The sequence below is a fragment of the Streptomyces sp. NPDC003247 genome, assembly GCF_042888135.1.
Lineage (GTDB): Bacteria > Actinomycetota > Actinomycetes > Streptomycetales > Streptomycetaceae > Streptomyces.
In genome coordinates this window covers 134,530-160,122 of the sequence record NZ_JBIAPF010000004.1, presented here as the reverse complement: position 1 = coordinate 160,122, position 25,593 = coordinate 134,530, and the positions used below count along the sequence as shown (strand labels likewise).

General features: G+C 72.6%; 20 protein-coding genes. 8 read left to right on the top strand and 12 right to left on the bottom strand.

Annotated features, from left to right (window positions below):
• Window positions 1-135: 135 nt before the first annotated feature.
• Together ACFYWQ_RS14395 and ACFYWQ_RS14390 are read right to left on the bottom strand one after the other, a co-directional pair.
• Window positions 136-960 carry an alpha/beta hydrolase gene (locus ACFYWQ_RS14395; protein ID WP_389516228.1) on the bottom strand — a complete coding sequence of 275 codons (825 nt, stop codon included), beginning with the start codon at window positions 958-960 and terminating at the stop codon, window positions 136-138.
• A 132-nt stretch (window positions 961-1,092) separates the two neighbouring features.
• Window positions 1,093-3,849 carry an ATP-binding protein gene (locus tag ACFYWQ_RS14390; protein WP_389516226.1) on the bottom strand — a complete coding sequence of 919 codons (2,757 nt, stop codon included), beginning with the start codon at window positions 3,847-3,849 and terminating at the stop codon, window positions 1,093-1,095.
• A 179-nt stretch (window positions 3,850-4,028) separates the two neighbouring features.
• On the opposite strand from ACFYWQ_RS14390, the gene ACFYWQ_RS14385 reads away from it, so the two are divergent.
• The 7 genes from ACFYWQ_RS14385 (at window position 4,029) to ACFYWQ_RS14355 (ending at window position 12,132) form a co-directional block, all read left to right on the top strand.
• Window positions 4,029-4,736, top strand: coding sequence for a class I SAM-dependent methyltransferase (locus tag ACFYWQ_RS14385; RefSeq protein WP_389516224.1), 708 nt, complete (start codon window positions 4,029-4,031; stop codon window positions 4,734-4,736).
• A 521-nt stretch (window positions 4,737-5,257) separates the two neighbouring features.
• Window positions 5,258-6,601 carry an MATE family efflux transporter gene (locus ACFYWQ_RS14380; RefSeq protein WP_389516222.1) on the top strand — a complete coding sequence of 448 codons (1,344 nt, stop codon included), beginning with the start codon at window positions 5,258-5,260 and terminating at the stop codon, window positions 6,599-6,601.
• Between the two features lie 55 nt (window positions 6,602-6,656).
• The gene (locus ACFYWQ_RS14375) at window positions 6,657-7,802 is read left to right on the top strand and encodes a glycosyltransferase family 2 protein (RefSeq protein WP_389516220.1); all 1,146 of its coding nucleotides are present in this window, start codon (window positions 6,657-6,659) and stop codon (window positions 7,800-7,802) included.
• 5 nt (window positions 7,803-7,807) lie between these two features.
• A complete protein-coding gene (locus ACFYWQ_RS14370) occupies window positions 7,808-9,172 on the top strand; it encodes a DegT/DnrJ/EryC1/StrS family aminotransferase (protein ID WP_389516218.1) in 1,365 nt (454 codons plus the stop codon).
• Entirely contained in the window at window positions 9,156-10,013 is an 858-nt protein-coding gene (locus tag ACFYWQ_RS14365) for an HAD-IIB family hydrolase (RefSeq protein WP_389516216.1), read from the top strand. The genes ACFYWQ_RS14370 and ACFYWQ_RS14365 overlap by 17 nt, the downstream gene beginning before the upstream one ends.
• A 38-nt stretch (window positions 10,014-10,051) precedes the next feature.
• The gene (locus ACFYWQ_RS14360; protein WP_389516214.1) at window positions 10,052-11,083 is read left to right on the top strand and encodes a Gfo/Idh/MocA family protein; all 1,032 of its coding nucleotides are present in this window, start codon (window positions 10,052-10,054) and stop codon (window positions 11,081-11,083) included.
• Window positions 11,080-12,132, top strand: coding sequence for a LacI family DNA-binding transcriptional regulator (locus ACFYWQ_RS14355; RefSeq protein WP_389516212.1), 1,053 nt, complete (start codon window positions 11,080-11,082; stop codon window positions 12,130-12,132). The genes ACFYWQ_RS14360 and ACFYWQ_RS14355 overlap by 4 nt, the downstream gene beginning before the upstream one ends.
• A gap of 54 nt (window positions 12,133-12,186) precedes the next feature.
• On the opposite strand, the gene ACFYWQ_RS14350 is transcribed toward ACFYWQ_RS14355, so the two are convergent.
• From ACFYWQ_RS14350 to ACFYWQ_RS14305, 10 genes are all read right to left on the bottom strand, one after another.
• Complete coding sequence (locus ACFYWQ_RS14350; RefSeq protein WP_389516210.1) at window positions 12,187-13,191, bottom strand: aldo/keto reductase; 1,005 nt, start codon at window positions 13,189-13,191, stop codon at window positions 12,187-12,189.
• Between the two features lie 61 nt (window positions 13,192-13,252).
• On the bottom strand, window positions 13,253-14,380 hold the full coding sequence (locus ACFYWQ_RS14345; protein ID WP_389516208.1) for a lysylphosphatidylglycerol synthase domain-containing protein: 1,128 nt from the start codon (window positions 14,378-14,380) through the stop codon (window positions 13,253-13,255).
• Window positions 14,373-15,428, bottom strand: coding sequence for a glycosyltransferase family 2 protein (locus ACFYWQ_RS14340; RefSeq protein ID WP_389516206.1), 1,056 nt, complete (start codon window positions 15,426-15,428; stop codon window positions 14,373-14,375). Before ACFYWQ_RS14340 ends, ACFYWQ_RS14345 begins: the two co-directional genes overlap by 8 nt.
• Before the next feature lie 9 nt (window positions 15,429-15,437).
• Window positions 15,438-16,448: a UbiA prenyltransferase family protein gene (locus tag ACFYWQ_RS14335; RefSeq protein ID WP_389516205.1), complete on the bottom strand. Its 1,011-nt coding sequence runs from the start codon at window positions 16,446-16,448 to the stop codon at window positions 15,438-15,440.
• Between the two features lie 47 nt (window positions 16,449-16,495).
• On the bottom strand, window positions 16,496-17,632 hold the full coding sequence (locus ACFYWQ_RS14330; protein ID WP_389516203.1) for a glycosyltransferase family 4 protein: 1,137 nt from the start codon (window positions 17,630-17,632) through the stop codon (window positions 16,496-16,498).
• A 170-nt stretch (window positions 17,633-17,802) separates the two neighbouring features.
• A complete protein-coding gene (locus ACFYWQ_RS14325; protein ID WP_389516201.1) occupies window positions 17,803-18,999 on the bottom strand; it encodes an endonuclease/exonuclease/phosphatase family protein in 1,197 nt (398 codons plus the stop codon).
• Between the two features lies 1 nt (window position 19,000).
• Window positions 19,001-20,050: an NAD-dependent epimerase/dehydratase family protein gene (locus ACFYWQ_RS14320; protein WP_389517387.1), complete on the bottom strand. Its 1,050-nt coding sequence runs from the start codon at window positions 20,048-20,050 to the stop codon at window positions 19,001-19,003.
• Window positions 20,051-20,127: 77 nt separating this feature from the next.
• Window positions 20,128-21,558 (bottom strand): aspartate aminotransferase family protein, encoded by a 1,431-nt coding sequence (locus ACFYWQ_RS14315; protein ID WP_389516199.1) that lies wholly within the window; start codon window positions 21,556-21,558, stop codon window positions 20,128-20,130.
• 101 nt (window positions 21,559-21,659) lie between these two features.
• Window positions 21,660-22,754: a LuxR C-terminal-related transcriptional regulator gene (locus ACFYWQ_RS14310; protein WP_389516197.1), complete on the bottom strand. Its 1,095-nt coding sequence runs from the start codon at window positions 22,752-22,754 to the stop codon at window positions 21,660-21,662.
• A gap of 430 nt (window positions 22,755-23,184) precedes the next feature.
• The gene (locus ACFYWQ_RS14305; protein ID WP_389516195.1) at window positions 23,185-24,231 is read right to left on the bottom strand and encodes an aspartate-semialdehyde dehydrogenase; all 1,047 of its coding nucleotides are present in this window, start codon (window positions 24,229-24,231) and stop codon (window positions 23,185-23,187) included.
• Between the two features lie 481 nt (window positions 24,232-24,712).
• Here ACFYWQ_RS14305 and ACFYWQ_RS14300 point away from each other — a divergent pair, with 481 nt between their 5' ends.
• The gene (locus tag ACFYWQ_RS14300; RefSeq protein ID WP_389516193.1) at window positions 24,713-25,582 is read left to right on the top strand and encodes a peptidoglycan-binding protein; all 870 of its coding nucleotides are present in this window, start codon (window positions 24,713-24,715) and stop codon (window positions 25,580-25,582) included.
• Window positions 25,583-25,593 lie beyond the last annotated feature (11 nt).

The window sequence follows — 25,593 nt, the reverse complement described above, 5'->3', positions numbered from 1 at the left end:
GGACTGTCGGTCGGCACGCCGGTCCGGCACGGCAGGTCCGCCCGGCCGAGCCGGTGCGGGCCGTCGCCGCCGGTGCCTTCCGGGACGGGACACCGTCGGCGGACGGTGTCCGGTGACGGTGTCCGGTGACGAGGGTCAGCCGGTGATCCCGGTGCGGGCCCGGACACCCCGGCGGGCCAGCCAGCCCAGCGCGTGGTCGGCGACCGCGGGCCAGCCGCCGTCGACGGTCAGCGAGTGGCCGCGGTCGGCGAACTGCTTGAGGTCGGTGACCGCCGTCGAGTCGCCGTACAGCTTGTACGCGGCCCGCGTCACCACGTCCGGGACGGTGTGGTCCTCCTGGCCGGAGATCAGCAGCAGCGGCCCCCGGGTGGTGTTGGCGGTGTCCACGGCCGCCGGCGAGTTCTTGGCGAAGTTCGCGAACGCGGCCTCGAAGAGCGGGCGCCCCGGGGACGGGATCGTGTACTTCTCGAACAGCTGGTCGGACTCGTCCTCCGAGATCGCGTTGCCGAAGCCGTACCGGAACTGCTTCGCGGTGAGGGAGACGGCCTTCTTCTTGTTGCCCGGGTTGCCGAGGACAGGGAAGCCGGAGCGCAGCTGCGCGAAGGGGAGCGGCTTGACGCCCTTGATCTGCGCCGGGTCGATGGCGACGCCCGCGCGGCCCAGACCCATGCCCAGGAGCTTCTGCGTGATCAGGCCGCCGAAGGAGTGGCCCACGATCACGGGCTCCCGGTCGAAGGAGCGGATGATCTCGGCGTAGTGGTCGGTGACGTCGTCGATGCCGAAACCGGCGACCGCCTCGGGCTGCCGGCGGGCCTCCTCGACCGTGGGCGCCTCGCCCGGCCAGCCCGGGGCGACCGGCTCGAAGCCCTGCGAGGCGAACAGCTCCGTCCAGGGGCGCCACGAGGAGGCGTGCAGCCAGAGGCCGTGGATGAAGACGACGGGGGTGCGGTTGACGGCCATGATGTCCTCCTTGAGAGTTCGGGCTCCGCGGTGGGTGGTGCCCGGCGATGTCTCAAGGTTCGTCCGGCAGTCATGGACGCCGAATCTGTCTAACGACTTAAGCCGCTGGGACAAGGCGTCGGACCGGGAGCCTCAGCCGTCCTCCTCCTCGTTGGCGAGCGCGTCGCGCAGCGAGGCCCTGGAGGTGATGCCGAGCTTGGGGAAGATCTTGTACAGGTGGGCGCCCACGGTCCGGGGGGAGAGGAACAGCTTGGCGCCGATCTCCTTGTTGCTGAGGCCGCCGGCCGCCAGCTCGGCGATCTGCCGTTCCTGCGCCGTGAGAGCGGCGACGCCGCCGCCGGGCTTGCGGACGGGCAGACCCGCGGCGCGCAGCTCCAGCCTGGCGCGTTGTTCCCACGCCGAAGCGCCCAGCCGCTCGAAGAGGTCGGCGGCGCGCGTGAAGGCCTCGCGGGACGCCTTCGGCCGGCGCGCGCGACGGAGCCACATGCCCTGGGCCAACCGGACGCGCGCCAGGTCGAAGGGGAAGGACGGACCGGCGGGGTGGGCGACGGCCTGCTCGAACAACTGCTCCGCGTCGGCGTCGTCGCCGGTCATGGCCAGGGCGGCGGTGGTGAGCAGACCGAGCCGCGGCGAGAGGGCGGACAGCCCCGCGTCGCGGGCCGCGAGAGCGTGGGTACGGGCCTGCTCGGTCCGCCCCGTGTGCAGCGCCGCCTCCACCAGGTCGAGCAGCGTACGGGCCGCCTGCTGGGAGTACGGGGTGAACTCGCCCGGCACCGTGATGCCGGAGGCGTACACGTAGGCCGCCTCGTGGTCACCGGCGCTCAGCGCGGCCAGCGCGCCGATCGACTCGGCGTACTGCGTCAGGAACCCGATGCCCCGCGGCCTGGCCCAGGTGTCGATCGTCGACTGCAGTTCACGGGCCCGGTCGAGCTGCCCGCGGCAGGCGGCCACGACGCCGAGGAACGCCCGGAACTGGTGGGCGAACAGCTCGTAGCCGTGCGAGGTGGTCAGTTCCAGCCCGCGACGGCCGCTGGCCTCGGCGTCGTCCCAGGCTCCGGAGGAGATCTGGTCGAGCATGACCAGGTGCAGCATGGTCATCACGTTGGTGACCGCGCCCGCGTCCTTCTCCCGCTCGACCATGCGCTGGAGGGAGGGCCGGAAGTCGCCCAGCGCGTCCACGTAGAAGGCCGACACCGCCAGGCGCATCACGTCCCACGGCTCACCGCCCGCCATCCGCGCGAAGGCGTCGTCCAGGCGCTCGCGCACCCCGGCGCCCCGGCGGACCACGTCACCCCAGGAGTCCCGGTAGACCAGTGTGAGCGGGTCCGCGGCGTCCCCGACGGAGTCGATGACGGCGTCGGTGCGGGACCAGACGGCGGGATCGGCGGAGAACTGGCTGATGGCCAGCAGCAGGTTGAGCAGCCGCGTCACCGTCTCGGCATCCGCCCCGGAGCGCCGCGCCTCCTCGACGGCCGACACCACGCGGCGGTGTGTCGAGCGCACGTCACCGTCCTTGTACAGGGCGACGTAGGCCGAGGTGACCACGGCTCCGGTGTGCGCCGGCTCCCCGGACACCTGACCCGACTCGTCGACCAGGCGTTCCGCCTGGTCGAGCAGGGCGGACTGGCCCGCGACGAACGCCGCGTCCCCCAGGCGCCGGGACCGGTCGGCCGCGGTCACGCTCAGTTCCGCGGCACGCGTCAGCCATGCGACGGCCGTCGCCGCGCCGCCCCGGCGCGTCGCCGAGTGCGCGGCCCGCTCCAGGACGTCCGCCACCTCCGCGTCGGGGTCGACGGTGGCGGCCGCGAGGTGCACGGCACGCCGCTCGATGTCGCCCCGGTGCAGTTCGGCCAGGGCGGCATGGGCGGTGCGGCGCTCGTTCGGCGTGGCCAGCTGCACGAGCGCGGAGCGGACCAGCGGGTGTCGGAAGGTGAAGTCCCCCGTCGACGGGTCGACGGTCAGCAGGCCCCGGGCCACGGCGCCGTCCACCTGACGCATCCGGTAACGGGCACCGGCGACCCGGCGGGGCACCGAACCCGCCTCGATGCCGTCCAGCGCGCCGCGGACCAGTTCGGCGCGCTCGGCCGGTGCCAGCTCGTGGACCCGGCGGGCGTACATGCGCTCCAGACGCCGGGTCAGCGGGACGCCCCGCCGGCCTCCTGACAGGTCGTCGGCGATCGTGTGCGCCACACCGGGCGTCACGCTGCGCGGCAGTTCCACCAGGGCGAGCGGATTGCCGTCCGCGTTGTCCAGCACGATCCTGCGGACGTCGTCGGTCAGCCCGGGGTACCGCTGGTCGAGGAGCCGGCCCGCGGCCTCCTCCGTCAGCGGCTCCAGCGGTACCTCGGGCAGGCCCGCGGCGTCGAACGCGGACCCGGTGTCCGTGCGCAGCCCGACGAGGATCTTGACGTGGTACCCGGACAGCCGTCTGGCCACGAACGCGCACACGTCCGCGCTGGGCCCGTCGAACCAGTGACCGTCGTCGATCACCAGCAGCAACGGTTCTTCCGAGGACGCCAGCGCCAGGACGTCGAGCACGGCGATGCCGAGTGCCATGACCGAGGGCACGGCCTCGGCGGTCCCGCCGAAGACGACGTCCAGCACGGCGCGGTGGTCGCGGTCCAGGGAGGCGTCACGGGGGAGCAGCGGGTGCAGCACCTGGTGGAGACCGGCGAACGGCAGGCCCGACTCGGTCTCCACACCCAGCGCCCGCACCACGCGGTGACCGGCCCCGGCCGCCCGTTCCGCCACCTCGTCGAGGAGCGCGCTCTTGCCGACACCGGCTTCCCCGCGCAGGACGAGCGCCCGCCCGTCGCGGGCCCCGGTGAACGCCGCGCCGAGCGCCCGTTCCCTGTCGCGTCCGATGATCGGGTCCCGCTCGTCGCTCACGCGTCCTCACTCGTCTCCGAAGCCCAAGCGGCACTTTAAGCCAGGCCGGGAGATCCCGTCCGACCGCCCGACCGCCCGACCGCCGTCCCGGCGGACCTGCGTGCTCACCGCACCGGCCCCGTCGCCGAGGTGGTGAGGAGGTATGGCCGACCGCCGGCGGCACCGCTACCGTGATCCGGGTGGATCAGGACGAACGGCTGCGCCACGCCTCGTCGTTCGGTGCGGTGGCGGCCGCGTACGCCGAGCACCGTCCGGACTACGCGCGGGCCGCGGTGCGCTGGGCGCTCGAACCCGCGCCCGGCCCGCGCGTGCTCGACCTCGGAGCCGGAACCGGCAAGCTGACCGCCACGCTGGTCGCGCTGGGCGCCGACGTCATCGCGGTCGAGCCCGACCCGGCGATGCTGACCGAGCTGCGCCGCTCGCTGCCGGCTGTCCGTGCCCTGCCGGGCAGCGCGGAGGCGATACCGCTGCCGGACGCTTCCGTCGACGCCGTGCTGGCCGGCAACGCCCTGCACTGGTTCGACATGGCCGTCGCGGGACCCGAGATCGCCAGGGTCCTCGCACCCGGTGGCGTCCTGGCCGGCCTGTGGAACGTCATGGACGACCGGGTCGAGTGGGTCGCCGGGCTCGCGCGGGCCGGCGCGCCGCGACGGCCGACGCCCACCTTCCGAGGACCGGCGTGGCCGCCCGGTTCGGCTCGCCGGAGCGGGCCGAGTTCCCGCACGGGCAGCGCCGCACCGCCGACTCCCTCGTCGCGACCCTCGCCACGCGCGCGGGGATCCTGGTCATGCCGGAACAGGAGCGAGCGGCCACGCTGGGCCGGATCCGCGCGTTCCTCGCGAGCGGACCGGAGACCGCCCGCGGCGAGTTCACCCTCCCGATGCTGACCTGCGTGCTGCGCGCCCTAGGCCTCACGTCGGTATCCGAGTCCGACGCAGGGCTGTGAGCGCGCGGGGAACTGGCCGCGGCGCGTGCCCCGCGCACCGCCCGCCCCGCCGGAACCAGCCGCAGTGGCCTGATACGGCGCGCCCGGGGCGACCACACCGGCCAGGCCCGGCCCGAGCCCGCGCGTCACCTTCCGTCACCGGTGGCCCGGGGCATCCGCCCCTATCGCGACATCGACGAAGGCGGTCTCCGTCGTCTCTCACGCTCCGTCGTTCCGCACTTCCCGGGACGGCCGTGCGGTGCGCGTATCCCGTGGCTCAATAGCGCTTTCCTTATTCGGCCACCTCTTTTCCAAGATCGATGTCCCGGTTAGCATCACGGTGCTCGAACGGGGGACCGGGCATCTCTGCGTTTCTCACGCCCTTCCGTTCAGATGGTGTTCGGCACCGCGAAGAGTCGTGTGGCCCGATGGGCCGAGAGGGAACGGGGAGGCGTGATCGTGCCGCAGAAGAGCAATCTGGGTGTGTTCTCTCTCAGTTGGCCGATCTTCCTCCAGCTCACCTGTACGTATTTCATGGGGCTGGTCGACGTATGGACATTGGGCCGTATTTCCGACGATGCCGCGGGAGCGGTCGGTTCCGTCAGCACGCTGGTGACGTTCGTTCTGATGATGTTCTCCTTCATGGGGCAGGGCGGCAGTCTCGTCTACGCCCGCTCACTCGGCCGGGGCGGGACCACGGAGGTCCAGGAGTACTACTTCGTCGCCCTGTTGCTGCACATCGCCCTGGGCGCCGTCGTCGGCGTCGTGCTCTACGTCTTCGCGGAGGACGCGGCCCGGCTGATGGGACTGGACGGGCGGCTGCTCTCCTACGGGACGGTCTTCCTGGAGGTCGTCGCCGTGGGGGCCGTCCTGCACTCGGTCATGGCGATGTTCGGCGGGGTGATGGCGGCCAACGGGTTCACGCGACAGGCCATGGTCGCCGCGGTCCTCGCCAACGTCGTCAACATCGTGCTGATCTACGTCCTGGTGCTGTCGCACTCCGGGCCGCGCTGGGGCGTCGAGGGCGTCGCGCTCTCCACCGTGCTCGCCACCGCGGCCGGCCTGCTCTACAGCGTCCGGCTGGTGTTCTTCCGCATCGGGATCAGGTTCCGCCGGCCGGCCGGTACACGGGAACTGCGGGCGCACGGCGCACTGCTCATGACCTTCACGCTGCCGACCATGCTGGAGCCGGCCTTCTGGCAGGCGGCGCAGATCGCCACCACCCGGATCATCGCGGCCGTGGGCACCGACGAACTCGCCGCCCGGATGTACACGCTGAGCATCACCAACATGATCGGCATGTTCTCGTCCGCGCTCTCCCAGGGACTGCAGATCTCCCTCGGCCATCTCGCCGGCGCCGGTGACCTCGACGGCATCCGGCGCCGCGCCCGCGACGCGCGTCTGGCCGGCTCGGCGATCGCCCTCGTCCTGGCGCTGGCCACGGCGCTCGGCGGCGACTGGATCATGGGCCGGTTCACCAGCGATCCGCAGGTGGTCGACACCGGGAAGCTGCTGCTGTGGTGCGGTCTGCTCTACCTTCCCGGTTCCGCTCTGATCATGACCACGGCGAGCACCCTGCGCGCCGTCGGCCATGTCACCTATCCGGCCGCGGTCGGGATCATCGTCCTGTGGGGCGTCTTCGTGCCCCTGGCCTATGTGCTCTCCCTGCCGCTCGGGCTGGCGATTCTCGGCGTGATGATCGCCATGGCCGTGGACGAGAATCTCCGCGCCCTGCTGCTCAGTGTCCGCTGGCGTCATCTCTCCGCGCCGGAGCGGGCCCACCGCATCGTCGAACAGCGGGCGAAAGACCCTGTGGCCGAGTTCTGATGCGGCGACGTCACGCCGCGAAAAAGATCCGACATCGAATTCTGCGGAGCTCAATGTGAAAGCAAGCCTGGTCGTTCCCACCTACAATTCCAGGGAACTCCTCGCCCCCTGTCTGATCTCGCTCAACCACCAGCACCTCGACCCGTCCGACGAATTCGAGGTGGTCCTGGTCGACGACGGATCGACCGACGGCACAGGGGACATGGTGGACGCGCTGCCCCTCAAGTATCCGGTGCGCAGGCTGTATCTCCCGCGCACCGGGGAATCCTGCCGGTCGGCGGCACGGAACGCCGGAATCGAGGCGGCGGACGGCGAACTGATCGTCTTCGCGGACGGCGACCAGATCATCGACCCGCTCTTCCTGCGGGAGCACATCCGGTGCCACCGCGACCGGCCCGGGATCGTGGCCGTCGGGTTCCGCGACTACCTCGCCCCCGGCCCGGTGGACCTGGAGCGGCTGCGGTCCTCCTTCGACCCGGAGGCCTTCCCCGGGTCCACCGCGCCGGACGAACGGGCGGAGGTCACGGACCTGCTCTCGCAGAACCTGGCCAATCTGGCGACCTCCTGGCACTTCCTCTACGGCTGCAACGTCTCCGTGCGCAAGGAACACCTGCTGGCCGTCGGCGCGTTCGACGTGAACATCAGGAGATGGAGCTTCGAGGACGTCGAGCTGGGCTACCGCCTCCACCGGCACGGCCTCACCTTCGTCCACACCCCGTTCGCCCGCGTCCACCACCAGCACCACCCCGAGTCCCAGCGCGAGCGCCACGCCGACTGGCGGGAGAACTTCGCCTACTTCACCCGGAAGCACCCGGAGCTCGACGTCCGGCTCCAGTGGATCCTCGACGCCTACTTCGACCCCGCCCGCCACGACGGCCCCAGCTGGTTCGAGGCCTACCTCCGCCTGGAGTTCGCCTGCCGCGCGCTGGCCGGCCGGCTGCCCCTCGGGGAGCCGTACGAGGTGCTGGTCGTCGACGAGGACGGGCTGGCCGGAGCCGAGCGGCGGATCGCCGAGGCAGGCGCCGCGGCCGATCTCGTCGTCGTCGACACCACCGACGACCGGGATCTGCCGCTCGCCGTGCAGACCCTGCGCACCGGACGGGAACTGCTGTACTTCAAGCGGCCCGGCCGGCAGGTGCTGGAGCGGGCGGCGAAGACCTTCGCAAGCCCGGCCCTCGCCGACCACGCGGCGAAGGGGTGACCACCGTGACGGGTCGTCCCCCGAGCCCCGCGGCACAGCCGTTCACCGGAGACAGCCGCAGCATCCACCGGCTGGTGCTGGACGTGCGGCGCGGCGAGATCCCGGCGTACGCCTCGACCCCGGCCGTCGCCCACCGCACCCTGGCCGGGCTGCTCGACGAACGCAGCACGCGTCTGCTCCCGTCCGCGGCGGACTCCGTCTTCGCCCCGGAAGCCCGGCCGGCCGGACAGGGGCGTCCGACGGTGCCGTTCCTGCCCAGGACACGGCTGCTGACACCGGAGGAGCGACGGACCGCCGTCGAGTGCTTCGCCCGTGCGCTGGCGGCGGGCGAGCTGACGAGCGGGCCCGCCGTGGCCGAGTTCGAGCAGGCGCTCGCCGAGTTCCTCGGGCTGCCCCACGCCGTCGCCACGAGCAGCGGCACGGATGCCCTGGTCATCGCCCTGCGCGCGGTCGGAGTGGGCCCCGACGACGAGGTGATCATGCCCGCCAACAGCTTCGCGGCGACCGAGAACGCCGTGTTCGCGTGCGGAGCGGTCCCCGTCCTGGTCGACGTGGACCCCGAACGGCACACCCTGGACCCCGCGCTGGTCGAGGCGGCCGTCACCCCGAGGACCCGGGCGGTCCTGCCCGTCCACCTGCACGGCCGGCTCGCCGATGCCGCCGGTGTGCACCGCGTCGCCCGGGACCACGGGCTGCGCGTGGTGGAGGACGCCTGCCAGGCGATCGGGGTCACGGGCGTCGGCCGGCACTCGGACGCGGCCGTGCTGAGCTTCAACCCGTACAAGAACTTCGGGCTGACCGGGAAGGCCGGCGCCGTCCTCACCCGCGACGGCGAACTCCACGCCCGTATGGAGCAACTGGCCTACCACGGCTTCGCCCCGGGAGAGAAGAACGTCAAGACCGACGTATGGGGCCTCAACGCGAAGATCGACAACTCGACGGCCACCGTGGCGCTGGGACTCCTGCCGGGGCTCACGCTGAACAACTACCGCCGGGCCTTCCTCGCCCACCGCTACCTCGACGCCCTGGCCGGCCTCGACGCGGCCGGGGAACTGGTCCTGCCCGCCTTCACCGACGACCACGCCTGGCACCTCTTCCCGGTGCGGGCGGCGGCCGGCGAGGCCGCCCGGGACGCGCTCCGCGCCCGCCTGCACGCGGCCGGGGTGGAGACGGACGTCTACTACCCCGTGCTCACCCATCACCAACGGACCCCGCTGCGCGAGAAGCTCTTCGGGGGCGTGTCCCTGCCCCGCACCGAGGAGCTGAACACGACCGTGTTCCACCTTCCGCTGCACAACGGACTGTCCGCCACCGAGCAGGACCGAGTGATCGAGGCACTGCATGCCGCCGTCCATGCCACCGCGCACTGAGGGCGCGCCCGAGGCCACCGCTCTCCCGCTGCCCCGTCCGGTGCGGGCCGTGGCCTTCTCCGACTTCGACGAGACCTATCTGGCGCACTCCCCGACCGAGGGCGAGAGGGCCTGCCGGGAGGCGCTGGAGGACTTCCTGGCGGAGGCGGGCGAACGGCACGGACTGCTGTTCGGCTGGGTGACGGGCAGCTCACTGTCCTCCGTGCTGCGCAAGGCCCGCGCGCACGGGCTGCGGACGCTGCCGCACTTCGTCGCCTGCTCGCTCGGCACCGAACTGCTGCTGTCCGACGCGGGAGAGCTCCGCCCGGACCCCGGCTGGCAGCGGCTGCTGCCGGACGCCGACAGCCTCGGACGGAGCGCCGGTACCGTCCTACGCGAACTGTCGGAGGCCGGGGTGGGGCTGGAACCGCAGCCCGGCCGTGCCCCGGACAGCCTGGTGAAGAGTTACTACTACCGCTCCCGTGACCCCGAGGCCGACGCCCGGAACCTGGCCGCCGTCAGGGACGCGGCGGCGCGCGGCGCGCTGGGGGTGAACGTGAGCCGCTGCAATCCCGCGGTAGGCGACCCGGCGGACTGCTACGACGTCGACCTCCTCCCGCGCGCCTGCGGGAAGAGACAGATCGTCCGGTACGTCTGCCGGACGTACGGCATCGACCCCGCGGACGCGTTCGCCTTCGGCGACAGCGGCAACGACCTGGAGATGCTGGCCGCCGTCGGCCACGGAGTCCTGGTCGGGAACTGCACGGAGGAGGCCCGCGGCCGCCATCCCCGGGTGTCCGACCGGTGTCATTCGGACGCCGTCCTCACCACGCTGCGCGCGGGGCTGCGAGCAGGACGGTGACAGCGACCACCACGGCGATCACGGGAGGGCTTCTACCGATGCGGGTGGGAATCATCGGCGCAGGCGGCATCGGCCGGACGCACGCGCACGCGGTCCTGGTCGGCGAGGGCACCACGCTGGCCGGTCTGTACGACGTGGACGAGGCCAGGGCCGCATCCGTCGCCGACGACCTGGGCGTCCACGCCTTCACCTCCCTGGACGCGTTCTACGAGGCGGTCGACGCGGTCGTCGTCGCCTCCCCCAACCGCACCCACGCCGCGTACGCCTGCGAGGCCGTCGACCGCGGGCGGCACGTGCTGTGCGAGAAGCCGATGGCCGTCTCCCTGGAGGAGACCGCCGCCATGCGGGACCGCGCGGCGGGCGCGGCCGTGGTCTGCTGCGTGGGCTTCAACTACCGCTATCTCGGGGTGGTGCGGGAGATCCGCCGACAGCTCGACGACGGCGTACTGGGCCGTGTCCTCCACGTCGACCTCGCGTTCCGGCGGGGCAGCGCGCTGACCCGCAAGACCTTCACCTGGCGGGACGACGCCGGGGAACGGTTCACCAGCGGCGCCCTCGGCGACCTGGGCGTGCACCTCATCGACCTGCTGCACCACCTCTTCGACGCTCCGGTCGACACCACCGGCTGCCAGGTCGGGCTCCGCACCAAGGTGGCCGCCAAGGAGGGGCGCCGGGTGCGCGTGGACGACCACGCCTTCGTCAGCGGCCGGCTGGCGGGCGGCCCGCACTTCACCCTGACCGCGTCCAAGTCGGCCACGCCCGACGACGTCGGCTTCCGCGTCCGTGTCACCGGCAGCCGCGGCGAACTCCTCTACCGCTCGACGGACGGCCCCGTCCTCCACGTGCGCACCGGAGTCGAATGGGAGCCCGTGAAGGTCCTCGGTGCCTCGCGGCTGGACGACCCGCCCGGCGAGATCCCCGGCTGGGCCGACTCGTTCGTGGCCCAGCTCCACGACTGGACGGCCACCGTCGCCGGTGCCGAACGCCTCGGGGCACTGGCCGACTTCGACGACGGGCACCGGGCCCAGCAGGTCCTGGACGAACTGCTGCGCAAAGGAGAGGTCAGTTGACCGACCGGACCGGTGCACCCCGCCCCACGCTGGAGGCCGTGGCCCGCAGGGCGGGAGTGTCGCGGTCCACCGTCTCCAGGGTGATCAACGGGCAGCCGAGGGTGCGCGCCGAGGTCGTCGAGCGGGTCCGGGAGGTGGTGACCGAGCTCGGCTACGTGCCCAACCAGATCGCCAGGAGCCTGGTCACCCGGCGCAACAACGCGGTCGCCGTCGTGATCACCGAACCGCAGAACCGGCTCTTCGTCGACCCGTTCTTCGCCCTGCAACTGCACGGCATACGGCGGGAACTCGTCGAACAGGGCTCACAGCCGGTGCTGCTCTTCATCGAGGAACCCGACGACTACGCGGGCGTCGGCGAATTCCTCGGCGGCGGCCACGTCGACGGGGCGCTGCTGTTCTCGCTGCACGCCGACGACCCCCTGCCGGCCATGACGGACCGGCTCGGGCTGCCCGCCGTCTTCGGCGGCCGGCCGGTGGCCGGACCGGCCGAACGGTCCCGCGGCTACCTCTACGTGGACGCGGACAACCGGGGCGGCGCCCGTCAAGCGGTGCGCCATCTCGTCGGGCTGGGCCGGCGGTGCGTCGGGACGGTCACCGGACCGCTGAACCAGGCCGCCGCGGTGGACCGGCTGGACGGCTACCGCGACGTGCTCCCGGACGCCGCGCCGCACCTGGTCGTCGAGGGCGACTTCACCCAGGAGGGAGGCGCCGGGGCGATGCGCCGGCTGCTGGACGGGTGCCCCCGTCTGGACGCCGTGTTCGTCGCCTCGGACCTCATGGCGGCCGGAGCGCTGCGCGTCCTGCGGGAGAGCGGACGGCGGGTGCCCGAGGACGTGGCCGTCGTCGGCTTCGACGACCTCCCCGCCATCGCACCGACCACCGATCCGCCGCTGACCACGGTGCACCAGGACGTCGAGGGGATGGGGCGGCTGATGGCCCGGCTGCTGCTCACCCGCTCCTTCGGCGGGAACGGCACACCGGCCGCAGGCGACGCCCCCGCCTCCCCGGTGGTCAGGCCGACCCGCCTCGTGGTGCGCGGATCGGCCTGACCCGGGGCCGCCCCGGCCGACCGGGGCGGCCGGGGCGGCCGGGGCGGGGTCCGGTCAGCCGTCGGCGGCCGGCGCGAGGCGTCCCAGCGGGGCCAGCGCGTCGAGTTCGGCCCGGATCTCCTCCGGCAGCTCCAGGGCGATCCCGTCCAGCGCCTCGTCCAGCTGGGCCACGCTGCTCACGCCCAGCACCGGCATGACCGGCACCGGGCCGCCCGTCATCCACGCCAGCGCGAGCTGGTTCGCGGTGACCCCCAGCCGGGCGGCCAGCTCCCGCAGCAGCGCCACCCGCCGCTCGTTCTCCGGGGACCGGTACTCGGGGCCCAGCTCCCGGTCGGCGCGGGTCAGCGCGCCCTGGAGCAGCGGTGAGTAGCCCTGGAGCAGGGCGCCGTGCTCGGTGGCGTACCCGGCCAGGGCGTGGTCCAGCGGCAGCTGGGGGCGGATGTCGTGCCCCGGGTCCGGCCACAGGTAGGAGTGGCGCACCTGAACGACGCGGGGCAGCGCGGTCGCGTCGTCCGAGGACGCCAGGCGGGCCGCCTCCCGCAGCCGGGCCGCGTCCGGGTTGCTCGCGCCGACGACGGCGACGCGCTGGGAGGCGACCAGTTCGGAGAGGGCGCCCAGGGTGTCGGCGAGCGGGGTCGCCGGGTCGTCGGCGTGGGTGAAGTACAGATCGACCGAGGGGCAGCCCAGCCGCTCCGAGCTGCGCTCGAACTGCTTGAGCACGACTTCCGGGCGTAACCCCTCCGCGGACTCCGGGAAGGGGCCGTCCAGCGGATCGGGCAGACAGCCCACCTTGGTGGCGATCAGTGTCTCGTCGCGGGCACCGGTGGCGGCCAGCCATCCCCCGATGACCCGCTCCGACTCCTCACCGGTGCCGCCGGGGGCCCAGAAGGCGTAGCAGTTGGCGGTGTCCAGCAGCCGGCCGCCGCGCTCGACGAAGCGGTCCAGGAGCGCCCGGGAGGTCGGCTCGTCGATGGTGGTGCCGAAGTACATGGTGCCGAGGGCGACTTCGGTGGTACGGAGCCGGTCCATGACCGATTCTCCGTATGCCGTCGTCAGCATGTGCGGGTCCTTTCGCGGAGGGAACGGGCCGAACGCCGTGTCGGTCGGAGATGACAGGGGTTCAGGTCGATGGGATATCAGGTGGGACGGGTGCGGCGGAAGCGTGCGCCGTGACCCGGCCCCCGGCCGGGCCCGCGGCCCCGGCCGGCGGACCGGCCCGGCGCGCCGCCAGGCTGCCGTACCCGAAGGCGAGCACGTCCGCCGCGGCGAGCGCCAGCCGGCTGGCCGCCGCCGCGACGGCCGCCTCGGCCGGGGGGAGCACGGACGCCAGGGACACCGCGAGCAGCGCCTCGCGCACCCCCAGTCCGTCCGGGACGACCACCACCAGGCTGCTCAGCGAGGTGGCCACCGCGAACCCGCAGACACAGGGCAGCAGCGAGCCGAGCGGATCCGCGCCCAGTGCCACGGCGAACAGCCACAGATGGCCGCCGGTCACCGCCCAGGACAGCGCGCAGAGCCACACCGAGCGCCGCAGCACTCCGGACGGTACCGGCGCGAGCCTGCGGTCCAGCGCCTTGACCGTCCTGAGCAGCCGCACCGCCACGACCAGCAGCCGGGGCAGTACGACCAGTGCCGCCGGGACCAGCGCCGCCGCCACCACCGCGGCCCCGGCGCCGTGGGCGTACCCGGCGAGGGCGGGCAGTCCGAGCGCGGCGCCGGTGCCGAGGGACACGGCGGCGTAGAGGCCGAACGCGGCGGTGAACTGGAACACGGTGATCCCGGAGCCCGCGGCGAGACGGGTCTGGAGCACGATCGACCACATCACTCCGGGGACGTACTTGCCCAGCGCGCCGGCGGCGAAGAGCCGGACCGCGAACGTGCCGCGCATCGGGACCGACAGGGCCTGGAGCGGTTCGCGCCAGGACAGCGCGGTCAGCCACAGTCCGGCGACCGCCAGGACCAGGGCCGGCGGGAACAGCGGCCCCAGCTGCCCCAGGGCCTCGCCGGTGGCCGCCCGGTCCTGAGCGAGCGACCGCAGGAGGAAGCCGGCGCACAGCGCCAGCACCGTCACGGTGAGCGTGCCCCGCACCCAGGGGCGCCGGGCGAAGGACAGGGGGCCGGCCCACCACCGCGGTGGCGGGCCCGGCCGGCCCGGCGCCCGGCCGGCCGGGTCGCGTTCCGGGCCGCCCTCGGCGGGCGGGCGGCCGCCCCGCCGGCCGGGGGGAGGAGCGTCCGCGGGCCTAGTCATGCCCGGTGGCTCCCGCCGGGCCGCCGCCCGCCCCGGCGACGGCCGGCGCACGGCCGTAGCGGCGCCGGAAGGACGCCGAGCCCAGCCAGCGGACGGCTCCCACCGCCGCGGCGACGCCGGTGGTGGCCGTCATCAGCAGGTGCAGTCCCGCCATCAGCGGCAGCGCGCGCGTGCCCGCCGCGGTGCGCAGGAACCGCAGCAGCCCGCGTTCCTCCGCGGCGAACGCGCCCAGACCGGCGACGGCCGCCGCGGTGCCGGCCACCGGCCACAGGGGGACGGCGGCGAGCCCGGCCAGCACCAGGGACACACCGGCCACGGCCGTCGGCCGGTAGGCGGTGTCCGACAGCTGCGGACGGCCCCGGCCCCGGCTGCGGTCGGCGAACAGCGACACCAGGGGCACCGAGCGCCGGTACTGCTTGCTCAGCAGCACCCGGAGGCGGTCGTCGTCGTCATGGCGCCCCACGATCCGGGGGTCGAGCAGCACCGACGACACGGCCGCGAGCCGTGCGCCGTACTCCACGTCCTCGGTGTCCCGCAGGGACTCGTCCAGCGGGCCCACCCGTTCGTAGGCGGTGCGGGGCATCGCGCCCAGCGAGAAGTACGCGGCCTTGATGGGCCCGGCGGTGCGCCGGCGCCAGTAGTGCCCGTGGAGCACCTTGTAGCGCTCGACGGCACCGTCGTCGATGAGCGGCACGGAGTCGTAGATGCCGCAGACGAACCCGACCCGGGCATCGGATTGCAGGACGTCCACCGCGATGCGGACGGCGTCGGGGCGCAGCGCGATGTCGGAGTCGAGGAAGAACAGGATCTCACCGGTGCTGCTGCGGACCCCGGTGTTGCGGGCGGCGGACACCCCGCCGTTCGCGGTGCGCACCAGCCGGACCGGGTACTCCTCGGCGATGCGCGGGGATTCGTCGGTGCTGCCGTCGTCGACGACGACGATCTCGACGTGCGGATACGTCTGGGCCACCACGGACTCCAGGCACTGTCGCAGTGTCCGCGCGTAGTTGTAGTTGGGGATGATGACGGAGACGGTGGGTGGTCGCATCGGTGCACCTCACAGAAGTCGGCCGACGGCCAGAGAGGCCAGCCACAGAACGGCGTTGATCACGAGGGGGGTGTCCGTGAGCACGTCCCGCCCCGGTTCCCCGCCGCTGCGCAGCATCGCCAGCAGTTGCACGTAGCGGCATGAGGCGAAGACGGCGAAGGGCGTGGTGACGACGGCCAGCGTGGCGGCGTGCGGATGCGGTGCCGACAGGGTGAACAGCACGTAGCTGATCAGCGTGGCGGCCAGCAGTACGGCCACGAGCTGGTCGAGCAGCGCCACCGAGTACCCGGCGAGGGCGGGCCGTTGTTCGGCCGCGTCCCCGCGCAGGCTCGCGGCCTCCAGCTCGTGCCGCCGCTTGCCGAGCGACAGCAGCAGGCACGTGCAGTACACGCAGATGATCAGTGCGGGGTTGAGGGGCGCCGCCACCGCCGCGCAGCCGGCGACCGCCCTGAGGACGAAGCCGACCGCCACCAGGCTGACGTCGACCAGTGAGTAGTGTTTCAGCGCCAGGCAGTACGCCAGGTTCAGCACGAGGTATCCCGCGACGGCGGCCGTCACTTCAGGGGGCAGCAGTGCCGCCCCGGCCGCCGGCACGGCCAGACAGCCCGTGCCCAGCAGCAGGGCGCCGAGCGGACCGATCCGGCCGCTCGCCAGCGGCCGGTGCCGTTTGACCGGGTGCAGCCGGTCCCGCTCCCGGTCCAGCCAGTCGTTGAGGACGTAGACCGCCGCGGAGGCCGCCATGAAGGCGGCCACGGTGAGCAGTGCCCGTCCCAGGTGGTGCAGCAGGGCCGCCGGTTCCACGGCCAGCGGGACGAGCAGGACGAAGACGTTCTTCACCCACTGGCGGGGGCGCAGCAGCACCAGCCAGGCCGGGAGTCGCGAACGGCGGGGGACCCGACGGGGGGTGACGGCCTGCCGGAGCGGGCCGTGCGCGTCGCCGGTGGTGCGCGGCTGCTCGCGCGGGGTCGTGGCGGTTGTCGGAGAGGGCGTGACGCCCTGGGGGCCGGACAGCGCGGTCACGGCCGGGAGGTCCCTGTCGTCCAGAATCTCTTCTCCGCCCAGCGGTTTCACGGCTGGGCACCCGTCAGGACCCGCCGGAACGCCTCTTCGTGGGCGTCGAGGAAGGCCTCGCCGCCGAAGAGCTTGGTCGCCGTCTCCGCGCCGGCCCGCCGGTCCTCCTCGGGCAGCGCGGCCAGGTCCAGCAGCGCCTCGCGCAGCGCGGCCGGGTCCCGGGGCGGGACCAGCCGCCCGAAGCCGGTGGCCTCCACGGGGTACCGGGAGCCGGACAGGTTCGTGGACACCGGCGGGATGCCCGCCATCATGGCCTCGACCTGGACGATGCCGAAGGACTCCGAGATCGAGGGCAGCGCGAAGACGTCGATGGACGCGTAGAAGTCGCGTACGGCGTCACCGCGCAGCAGGCCGGTGAACCGGATCCGCGGATCACCGGCGGCCTCCCGGCGCAGCTCGTCGATGTTGCTGCCGCCGGCCACGGTCGTGTAGTCCCCGGCGATCAGCAGACGGGCCCGCGGGTCGTCGAGGGACCTGAAGGCCCGTATGAGGTACTCGATGCCCTTGTCCACGGTGATCCGGCCCATGAAGCCGATGTGCAGCCCGTCCCCGTCGCGCAGCCGGGGCGAGCCCCCGTTGCGGTCGACGCACGGGGAGGGGATGGGCGCCAGCCGGCGGCGCCGGATCGTGGGCCAGATGCGGGAGCCGCGCGCCTGGTCCTCGCTGTTGGTGATGACCAGGTCGGCCCGGCGCACGGCCGCCTTGCACACCTCGTCGACGGCCCGCATCCCGAAGCGGTTGACCGGGCTGTCGGGCAGGAACACGTCGATGTGGTAGGTCACCACCAGCCGGGCGTGTCCCTTGAGGGCGGCGATCAGCGCGGCCTCGGGGTTGGGCAGGTGCATGTGGACGATGTCCGAGCGCGCCGCCAGGCGCCGCGCCAGCAGGGGCAGGGCCGGGGAGACGAAGCCCCGGCTGATCCGGGCGAGCACGGGTGCCCGGAAGACGTGGACACCGTTGACGACCTCGTGGCGGGGCAGTGCCGGGTCGTGCTGGGCGCAGACCACCGCGATGCGCCAGCCGCGGGCGGCCAGCCCTTCGGCGGTCAGTCGCGCGGCCTCGGTGAGGCCGCTGACGTACGGGGCGTAGTAGTCGAGCATCACCGTCACGTCGAACCTGTCGGGTTGCAGCACGTTGCGTCCCTTCTCACGTCTCTTCGGGGGTGTGCTTCGTTTCTCCACGGGGGTGACACGGGCGTTCCGGGCGTCCCGGACGTCGTCCCGGGCGTCCCCGGTGTGCTCCGGGCCGGGTGTCCCGGGTGCGCTCCGGGCCGGGCGGGGCCGTCGGTCCGGGTCGGTCCGGGTCAGTCCGTGGTGTCGGGGACCACCACGCGGATCTCCTGCGCCGCGTGGTCGGAGAAGTCCTCTCCGCCGCCGAACCGGTAGCTGGGCACCGCCAGGCCGCCGTCGGTGAACAGCCAGTCCAGCCGCCACAGCCGGGGCAGCGGGTAGTCCGAGACCGGCCAGGAGCGGGCGGGCAGCAGGGAGGCGTCCGGACTGTGCAGCCGGGTGCCGGCTCCGAGCGGGGTCAGCTTCATCCAGGGGGAGTTGAAGTCCCCGGCCACCACGGCCGGGTGGGGGTTGTCCGTCAGGTCCGTGCGCAGCTTGCGCAGTTCGCTGTTCCGCCAGTCGGACTGGTCCTTCGTGAAGTCCCAGAAACGACCGCTCAGGGGGTTGTCGCCGACCCGGAACGGCACCGCGAGGTGCACGTTGTAGAAGGAGACCACGCTCCCGCCGACCCGGATGTCGGTGCGCTGGGCCTTCGTTCCCTTCCAGTACCAGTCCGTACCGCCGGCGGCCACGGGGTCGTGGTGCTCCCTGACGACGGGCAGCCGGGACAGGGTGAGCAGTTCGCCCTCGACGGAGATGCGGTAGCCGGGGAACTCGGCGCGCAGCCGTGCCGAGTCGTCGATGCGGACCGGCTGGTCCCCCTCCCAGTACAGGTACTCCTGGAGGAGGTACACATCGGCGTCCTGCCGGCGCAGGAACGCGTAGAAGGCGTCCTTGTCGTCGGTCATCTGCCAGTAGTCCGTGGACCAGGAGAAGACCTTGACCTCGGTGCCCGGCGGGGCGTCGGTGGTGCCGCCCCACCCGGGTCCGTAGCCGGCCAGGTGGGCCCCGGCCAGGAGGAGGACGACCTGGACCGCGGACAGCCAGCGGCGTACCGGCCGGGCCAGTGGGACGAGGGCGAGCAGCAGCAGCGGCACCGCCACCAGGGTCAGCGGCGGGGTGGCCTCGACGACGACCCACAGCCACCAGCGGCCGGCGAGCAGCAGGTGCAGGGCGAGGAGCAGGGCCCACACCGCCGTGGCCGCCACCAGCAGCCGGGTGCCCAGGCACCAGCGCCGGGCGGCCCCGGTGTCCTGCCCGTCCGGGGCGTCGCGCTCGTCCCGGGAGTCCGTCCGGGGCGGCCCGTCGGCGCCGGGTGGCCGGGACGGCCGGCCGCCCGCGGGCACGTCCGCCGACGGGCCGCCGCCCACTGTCTCTTCTGTCGAGGGCATGTCAGAAGAAGACCTTCGCGAGCCCCAGGACTCCCTGCCTCCAGGGGTCCCGGCTGGTCTGACCGCCGCCCTTGCCCGCCGTGACGGGTGCCGCCGTCGCACGCTGCGCGCGCCACCACTCGTACGTCCCGAGGATGGCCTCCTGGTTGGACAGCCGGGGGCGGAAGCCCAGCCGTTCCCGCGCCTTGTCGACGCTGACGTAGGAGTCGGCGAGCAGCTTGGACAGCAGCCTGCCGTACACGGGGGACAGCCGGGTCCGCTCCAGCGCGCGCAGCACCGCCACCGCGGGCCGCCCCGGCACCGAGACCACGCGCCGGCCGTGCCCGGCCGCGTCCAGCACCGCCTGGAAGTCCTGCCGCAGGGTGCCGAACTCGGCGGCGCCGATGTTGTACGTGTCGCAGGCCACCTCGTCCGGAGCGCGCAGCACGGTCGCCACGGCCTCCACGAGGTCCTCCAGCGCCAGCATCTGGATACGGACGTCGCCACGGCCGAGCACGGGGAAGTGGCGGCCCTCCTCGGCCCACTGGAAGAGCATGTCGAACAGCCCCATCCGGCGCGGCCCGAGGAACGTCTTCGGCCGCAGCACCGGCAGACACATCCCCGCCGCCCGGAACCGCTCGGCGACCGTCTCCGCCTCCGCCTTCGCCGAGCTGTACGGATCCACCGGCACATGCGGGTGGTCCTCGGGCGTCGGCACCAGCCGGGGCAGCCCGTAGACGGCGGTGGAGGAGATGTGCACCACCCGCGGCACGGCGATGGCACGGGCCGCCTCCAGCACGGTCGTCGTGCCCTCGACGACGATCGACCGGATGTCGGCCACGGGGTAGCTGGGCAGCGCGGACGCGCAGTGCACCACGGCGTCGGCACCCTCCAGCGCCGCGGTGACGGCTCTCGGGTCCCGTATGTCCCCGGTGAACGGCGTCAGCCCGGGGGCCGCGGGCACCGGGCGCAGATCGAACGCGCTGACCCGGCTGCCCGACCGCAGCAGGTGGTCCACCAGGTGCGAGCCGAGCACCCCGGCGGCACCGGTCACGGCGACCCGGGCGGGCAGCCGCGGCCGGTCCTCCCGCCGTGTGAGCGGCTCGGTCCCGTGCGCGCTGTCGTCGCGCGGCGTGTGCGAGGCGTCGGTCACCACAGCGAGCTCACCCGCTCCCGCACGAACCGGCCGAGCAGGCGCTTCATGCCCTCGGCGAGCGTGGCGTCCAGGGCGGTGAGGAACCGCTCGACCTCCTCCGGACCCGCCACCAACGGGGGACTCACCACCAGCGGACTGCGGCCGTTGAGCGTGTTGTACGTGTAGACGTCGTGCTTGCGGTACAGCGTGTCGATGACCGCGGCGGTGATGATCTTCGTGCGGATCAGCGGGTCCTTGGCCGGGCCGGTCGCCGGCAGCTTGCCGATGAGGTCCAGGATCTTGGGCCCGCCGGAGAGGAAGATCCCGAAGAGGGCGCCGGAGCCGCGCACGTCGTCGATCACGTCCGGGTAGGTCTTGCGGATGCGTTCCAGCCCCGGCTTGAGCACCGCCTCGATGGCCCGGGCCCGCGCCGGATAGTCGTCCTCGACCGCGACGGAGATCGCCTCGATGGCCGTCGCGGTCTCCTCGCCGAAGCCGTAGTACGTCGTACTCGTGCTCTGCATCATCGCGTCCGTCATGTTGTCGTACGCCTTGCGGAAGACCGGTTCGCGCGCCACGTACGCGGAGACGGACGACTTGCCGCCGCCGAAGGACTTCGAGGTCGTCACCACGTCCGGCACGAGCCCCTCGTACCGGGTGAAGTGGAACATGCTGCCGGTCTTGCCCCAGCCGGTGTAGATCTCGTCGAAGATCAGCACGATGTCCTCGGCGGTGCACAGCTCGCGCAGGCCGCGCAGGAACTCCTCGGAGCACCAGCGCATCGTGGACGCGCTGAACGGTTCGATGAGCAGCGCGTACACGTCGCTGTGCCCCCGCGCGTCCCGTGCCTCGGCGAGGACCCGGCGGACGGAGTCGAGGTCGTCGTAGGCGAAGGTGCGGATCCCGGGGATCGTCGGGAACTCGAAGTGGTTCTGCGCGCCCCCGGTGAGCCCGCCGGAGCCGAGCAGCTTGCCGTGGAAGCTGATGTCCGCCCGCAGGATCTGCCGCCGCCGGCCGCCGTGGTACTTGTACGCCAGCTTGACCGCGCCCTCGACCGCCTCCGCCCCGGAGTTGGGAAGGAACGAGCGGTTCAGGTCGCCGGGCAGCACCGCCGCCAGGTTGTGGCCCAGGGCGGCCAGGTAGGGCGAGAAGTAGGTCTTGTGCACCTCCATCCGCCGCTGCTCCTGGAAGCGTTGGCGGGCCGCGACGATCCGTGGATGGTTGTGCCCGTGGTTGAGCACGCCGATCCCGCCGGTGAAGTCCAGGATCCTGCGGCCGTCCCGCGTGTGGACGTAGGCCCCCTCGGCGTGGTCGACGAGCTCCTGGCCGAAGCCGAAGGAGGTCATCAACCGGACCTGGCTCTTGTTGATGTACGTGCGGTAGAGCTCGTGTACTTCCTCGACGTCCAGCTTCTCGGCCTCTTCGAGGCTGATGAGATGTGCCATTGCCCTCTCCCATGCGACATCGATGTCGGTCAGCCGTCCGCCAAGGTCGCACGGGAGAGAGGATGGGCACGAGGCATACCCGGTGGCAGGTGCTGGCACGGCTACTTCTGGACAGCGCTCTCCGGGGCCGTCCCCGCGGTGTCCGTCCCGGCGGCCGGTCCGGTCCGGGGCGGGGCTTCCGGCGCCGCCTGCCGGCGGCCGATGATCACCCCGGCCTGGAAGCGGCTCATGGCGCCGAGTTCGTCCATGAGCGCCGAGATGTGACGGCGGCAGGTCCGGGTCGCCATGCCGAGACGGCGCGCGATCACCTCGTCCTTCAGCCCCAGGGACATCAGCCGCAGGATGGAGGCCCGCAGATCCGCGTTCACCTGCTGGTCGTCGGTCGGCTCCGTGCCGCTGCCGAAGGGGCTGCCGGTCTGCCAGGCCGCCTCGAAGGAGCGGCACAGATAGGCCACCAGGGTCGGGTCGGTGACGACGGCCGCGCCGGGCGGCTCGTCCCCCCTCCGTTCCGTGGGAACAAAGGCAATTGTCCGGTCATAAATGATGAGGCGCTCGGAGAGTTCCTCCGCGGTGCGGACTTCCGCACCTTCTTCGGAGATATGTCCGACATAGGTCCGCGTGGTGAGGCTCGACCGGGCCGTGTGCTGATAGAGAGTGCGGATCCGGACACCTCGCCTCAACAATTCCGTCGTCTGGACGAGATCTTGCTGGAGAAGGTCCGCCGAGCGGCCGCCGCCCGGCTGGAGACTCATCCGTTCCGTGGTGCACCGGCGTCTCGCCAGATCAATCTCCCGGCGCACATCGTCGGCGTTGTCAAGAACGCGGATCGGGACATCCGCCGAGCGTGATCTTTCCGCGGTCCGATAAGGGCCGACGAGGGAGTGGAGTTGCCGGTGTATTCCCGCTATCCGCCGCCGCTGGCTGGCGATCATCGTCTCCAGCGGGGTCACCAGCTCGGCCTCCACCACCGCCGGGTCGAGGGGCACGACGGGACTGTCGTGATCGTCCGGGCTGAGCAGGCGCAGATCCTGCAAGGCCTTGCGGGCCTCCACGACCCGCACGGGAGACACCCCGAGTTCGGCGGTGATCTCCTCGTCGTCGAACACGCCGATGCGCAGCGCGGCCCGGTACGCGTCGACGGCCAGCTCGCTCAACAGGGGCCGGGCCGGCTCGTCTAACAAGGGTCGATTCTCCACAGGACACCTTCCGGTCGACGTCCGCCGCTATCCACTTGTGGCCAAGCCATCATAGGACAGTGATCGAGTCTCGACCCGAGTCCATTTGTCGACCAGGCTTCGATGAGTCCGGAAACGGGCGTGACATTGAGTCGAATCCAGAATCGACGGAGTCATGATGGCGAAAAACCGGTGGGTCCCGGCCCGCCTTTCCGTAGCTCTCCTCCGCTCCGCCGGAATTACCGGTTCCATGGACGCGGTGATCTCCGGCGCCCTGTTCGGCGCGGGGCAGGCCGACTTCGCGGCCGCCGACGACAAATGGGATCTGGTGGGGGAGTGTCTTTCGCGCGGCCCGGTTCTGTGACCACGGTCTGAGAAAGCGACGGGTGGGCCTGGTCACCAGGCCCACCCGCTCCCTCGCTCCCCGGCCCGCTCCCCGCCCCGCGTCGCCTCAGCGCAGACGGGCACCCGCCCCCGGCCGCCGTCGCGCCGACGCCGCCTCCGCGATCTGGAGAAGGTTCAGCGCGGCTCCGGCGCGCAGGTTGTCCACGATCAGCCACAGCCAGAAGGCCCGCGGGTTGTGCGGGACCACTCTGATCCGCCCGACGTGGATGCGGTCCGGGTCGCCCGCCGTCAACGGCGTGGGGAAGGCGCCCGGCCGGTCCCCGTGGACCACCACCCGGGGCAGCCCGGCCAGCAGCGCGGCCAGCTCCGCGCGCTCCACGGGGAGCGCCGCCTCCACGAACACCGCGGCGGCGTGGCCGTTCACCACGGGCACCTGGACGCAGGTCGCGCTGATGTCCAGATGCGGCAGGGAGAGGATGCGGCGGGTCTCCTGCTCGATCCTGTGCTCCTCGGTGCTGGCGCCGCTCTCCAGCATCCGCCCGGCGAACGGCACCACGTTGAAGGCGAGTGCGGGGCGGAACAGGTCCGCGGGCAGCTCGGCGTCGGGGTCCCGGAGCGCGAGTTCGCTGCCTTCGAGCAGTTCCTCGATGCCCTGCCGGCCCTGCGCCGAGGCCGCCTGATAGCTGCTCATCACCACTTGGCGCACACCCCGGTACTGCTCGACGCAGTGCAGCAGCCGCACGAGCGGCACCGTCAGGGCGCCCGGGCCGGCGAGGACGCCGAACGGGGGACGGTCGAGCAGATGGCCGTTGACCGGCGGGACGAGCAGCAGGGTGTCGGGGTCCGTGCGGTAGGCGCCGGAGCTGTCGACGACCAGCGCGCCCTGGGCCCTGGCGACCGGCACATAGCGGCGGCTGACCGCCTCCGTGGTGCAGAACAGGACGAGATCGGCGCCCGCGAAGTCGAAGTCGGCGAGTCGGTGGACCGTCTCCAGCCGGCCGTCGACCGGGATCTCGCGACCGGCCGAGCGGTCCGAGGCCACGAGCCGGATCTCCCGGTGGCGAATCCCGAGTTCCTCGATCAGTTCGATGATGGCGGTCCCGAGGACGCCGGTCGCACCGACCAGGACGATGCGCGGAGCTGCGGAATCCATGACGTGCACCATCGAGTTCTCCGATCTGGTCGGACCGGCCGCTCTGCCGGACCCCGGAAGTGGCCCCGTCCGCCGGGGCCGCCCGAGGCGTCACGCAGCGGCCCACCGGCCGGATCGACCGGTCCGAGGCTGGAGTTGTCATCCAAGCCCCTGGCGCGGGCCGCTGACAGCCCCTCCGTGATGTCAGTAAGCGGACAGGCGACAGGCGGACACCGGAGCCGACCCCTGCACACCTGAGCGCCCCGCACCCCCGCGGGCGGTGCGCCGGGGACGCGAACCCAGGGCCGCCGGGCCGGTGGACCGCGGCGCGGGAACCGCCTCCCGCGTCCTTCCCGTTTGCCGCGGATGCCCCTCCGGCGCATCGTGGAAAGCGGGAAGGGCCCGATGTGCGCGGCCTCCCGTCCACCCGGCGCTCGCCTCACCGTGTCCGTCCCCACGGCACCCCACGCTCATGTGAGGTGCGAGGAGGGAGGAGTCCACCATGCCCGACCCATGGATGCCCCAAGCCCTCGTGGCGGACATCGGCGACCACGCACCGTGCGACCCCAGATTCCCCGCCAGGGCGATCGCGCACATCACGGCGGACAGGACGGCCACCGCCTCGGGGCCCCTCGACCTGGTCCCCTTCGCCGCTCTCAAGAGCTTCTTCACCGGCAGCGGCAAAGACCGGGCCCCGCACATCCTCTGGGACCCTTTCACCGGGTCGTTCGCCCAGTTCTTCCCCGCCACTTCCCGGAGCAAGGCCTTGTTCGACGCGCCCGGCGGTGTCCGCACCAACCGGACCGGCACGGTCGTCATCCAGATCGAGGCCCTGTTCTTCCCGCACTGCCGCGTCGACGGCAACGTGTTCGCACGGCTGGTCGACACTCCGTGCGAGGGCTGGGGCGATCTCAACGCGTGGATCAACTCCTGGGGCGTACCGGACGTCTGGCCCATGGGCCGTCCGACGTCCCTGTCCAGCAACACGTGCCCGACCGCCATGTGGACGTCGCAGGGCGGGTGGTACGCCCACGCCCAGGTCCCCGAGAACGACCACGTCGACCCCGGTACCTGGCCGGTGTTCGTGTCACCACCGCCCGGACCGACCCCGGTGACGCCCCGGTTCGAACCGTTCCCCGGTGCGTCGTTCTTCCGGCCGGGACGCACCTCGCCCGTCATCGCCAGAATGCACACCCGGCTCGTCGCCGAGGACTGCGACCGCTACACGTCCGGCACCGGTGCCGACGTGTGGGGACCGGGCGATGTGAGGTCCTACACCGCCTGGCAGCGGAAGCTGGGCTTCGAGGACGGCGCGGCCGACGGCGTTCCCGGCCGGTTCAGCTGGGACAGGCTGGGGGTCCCCAAAGCCTGAACCCCTCCGCG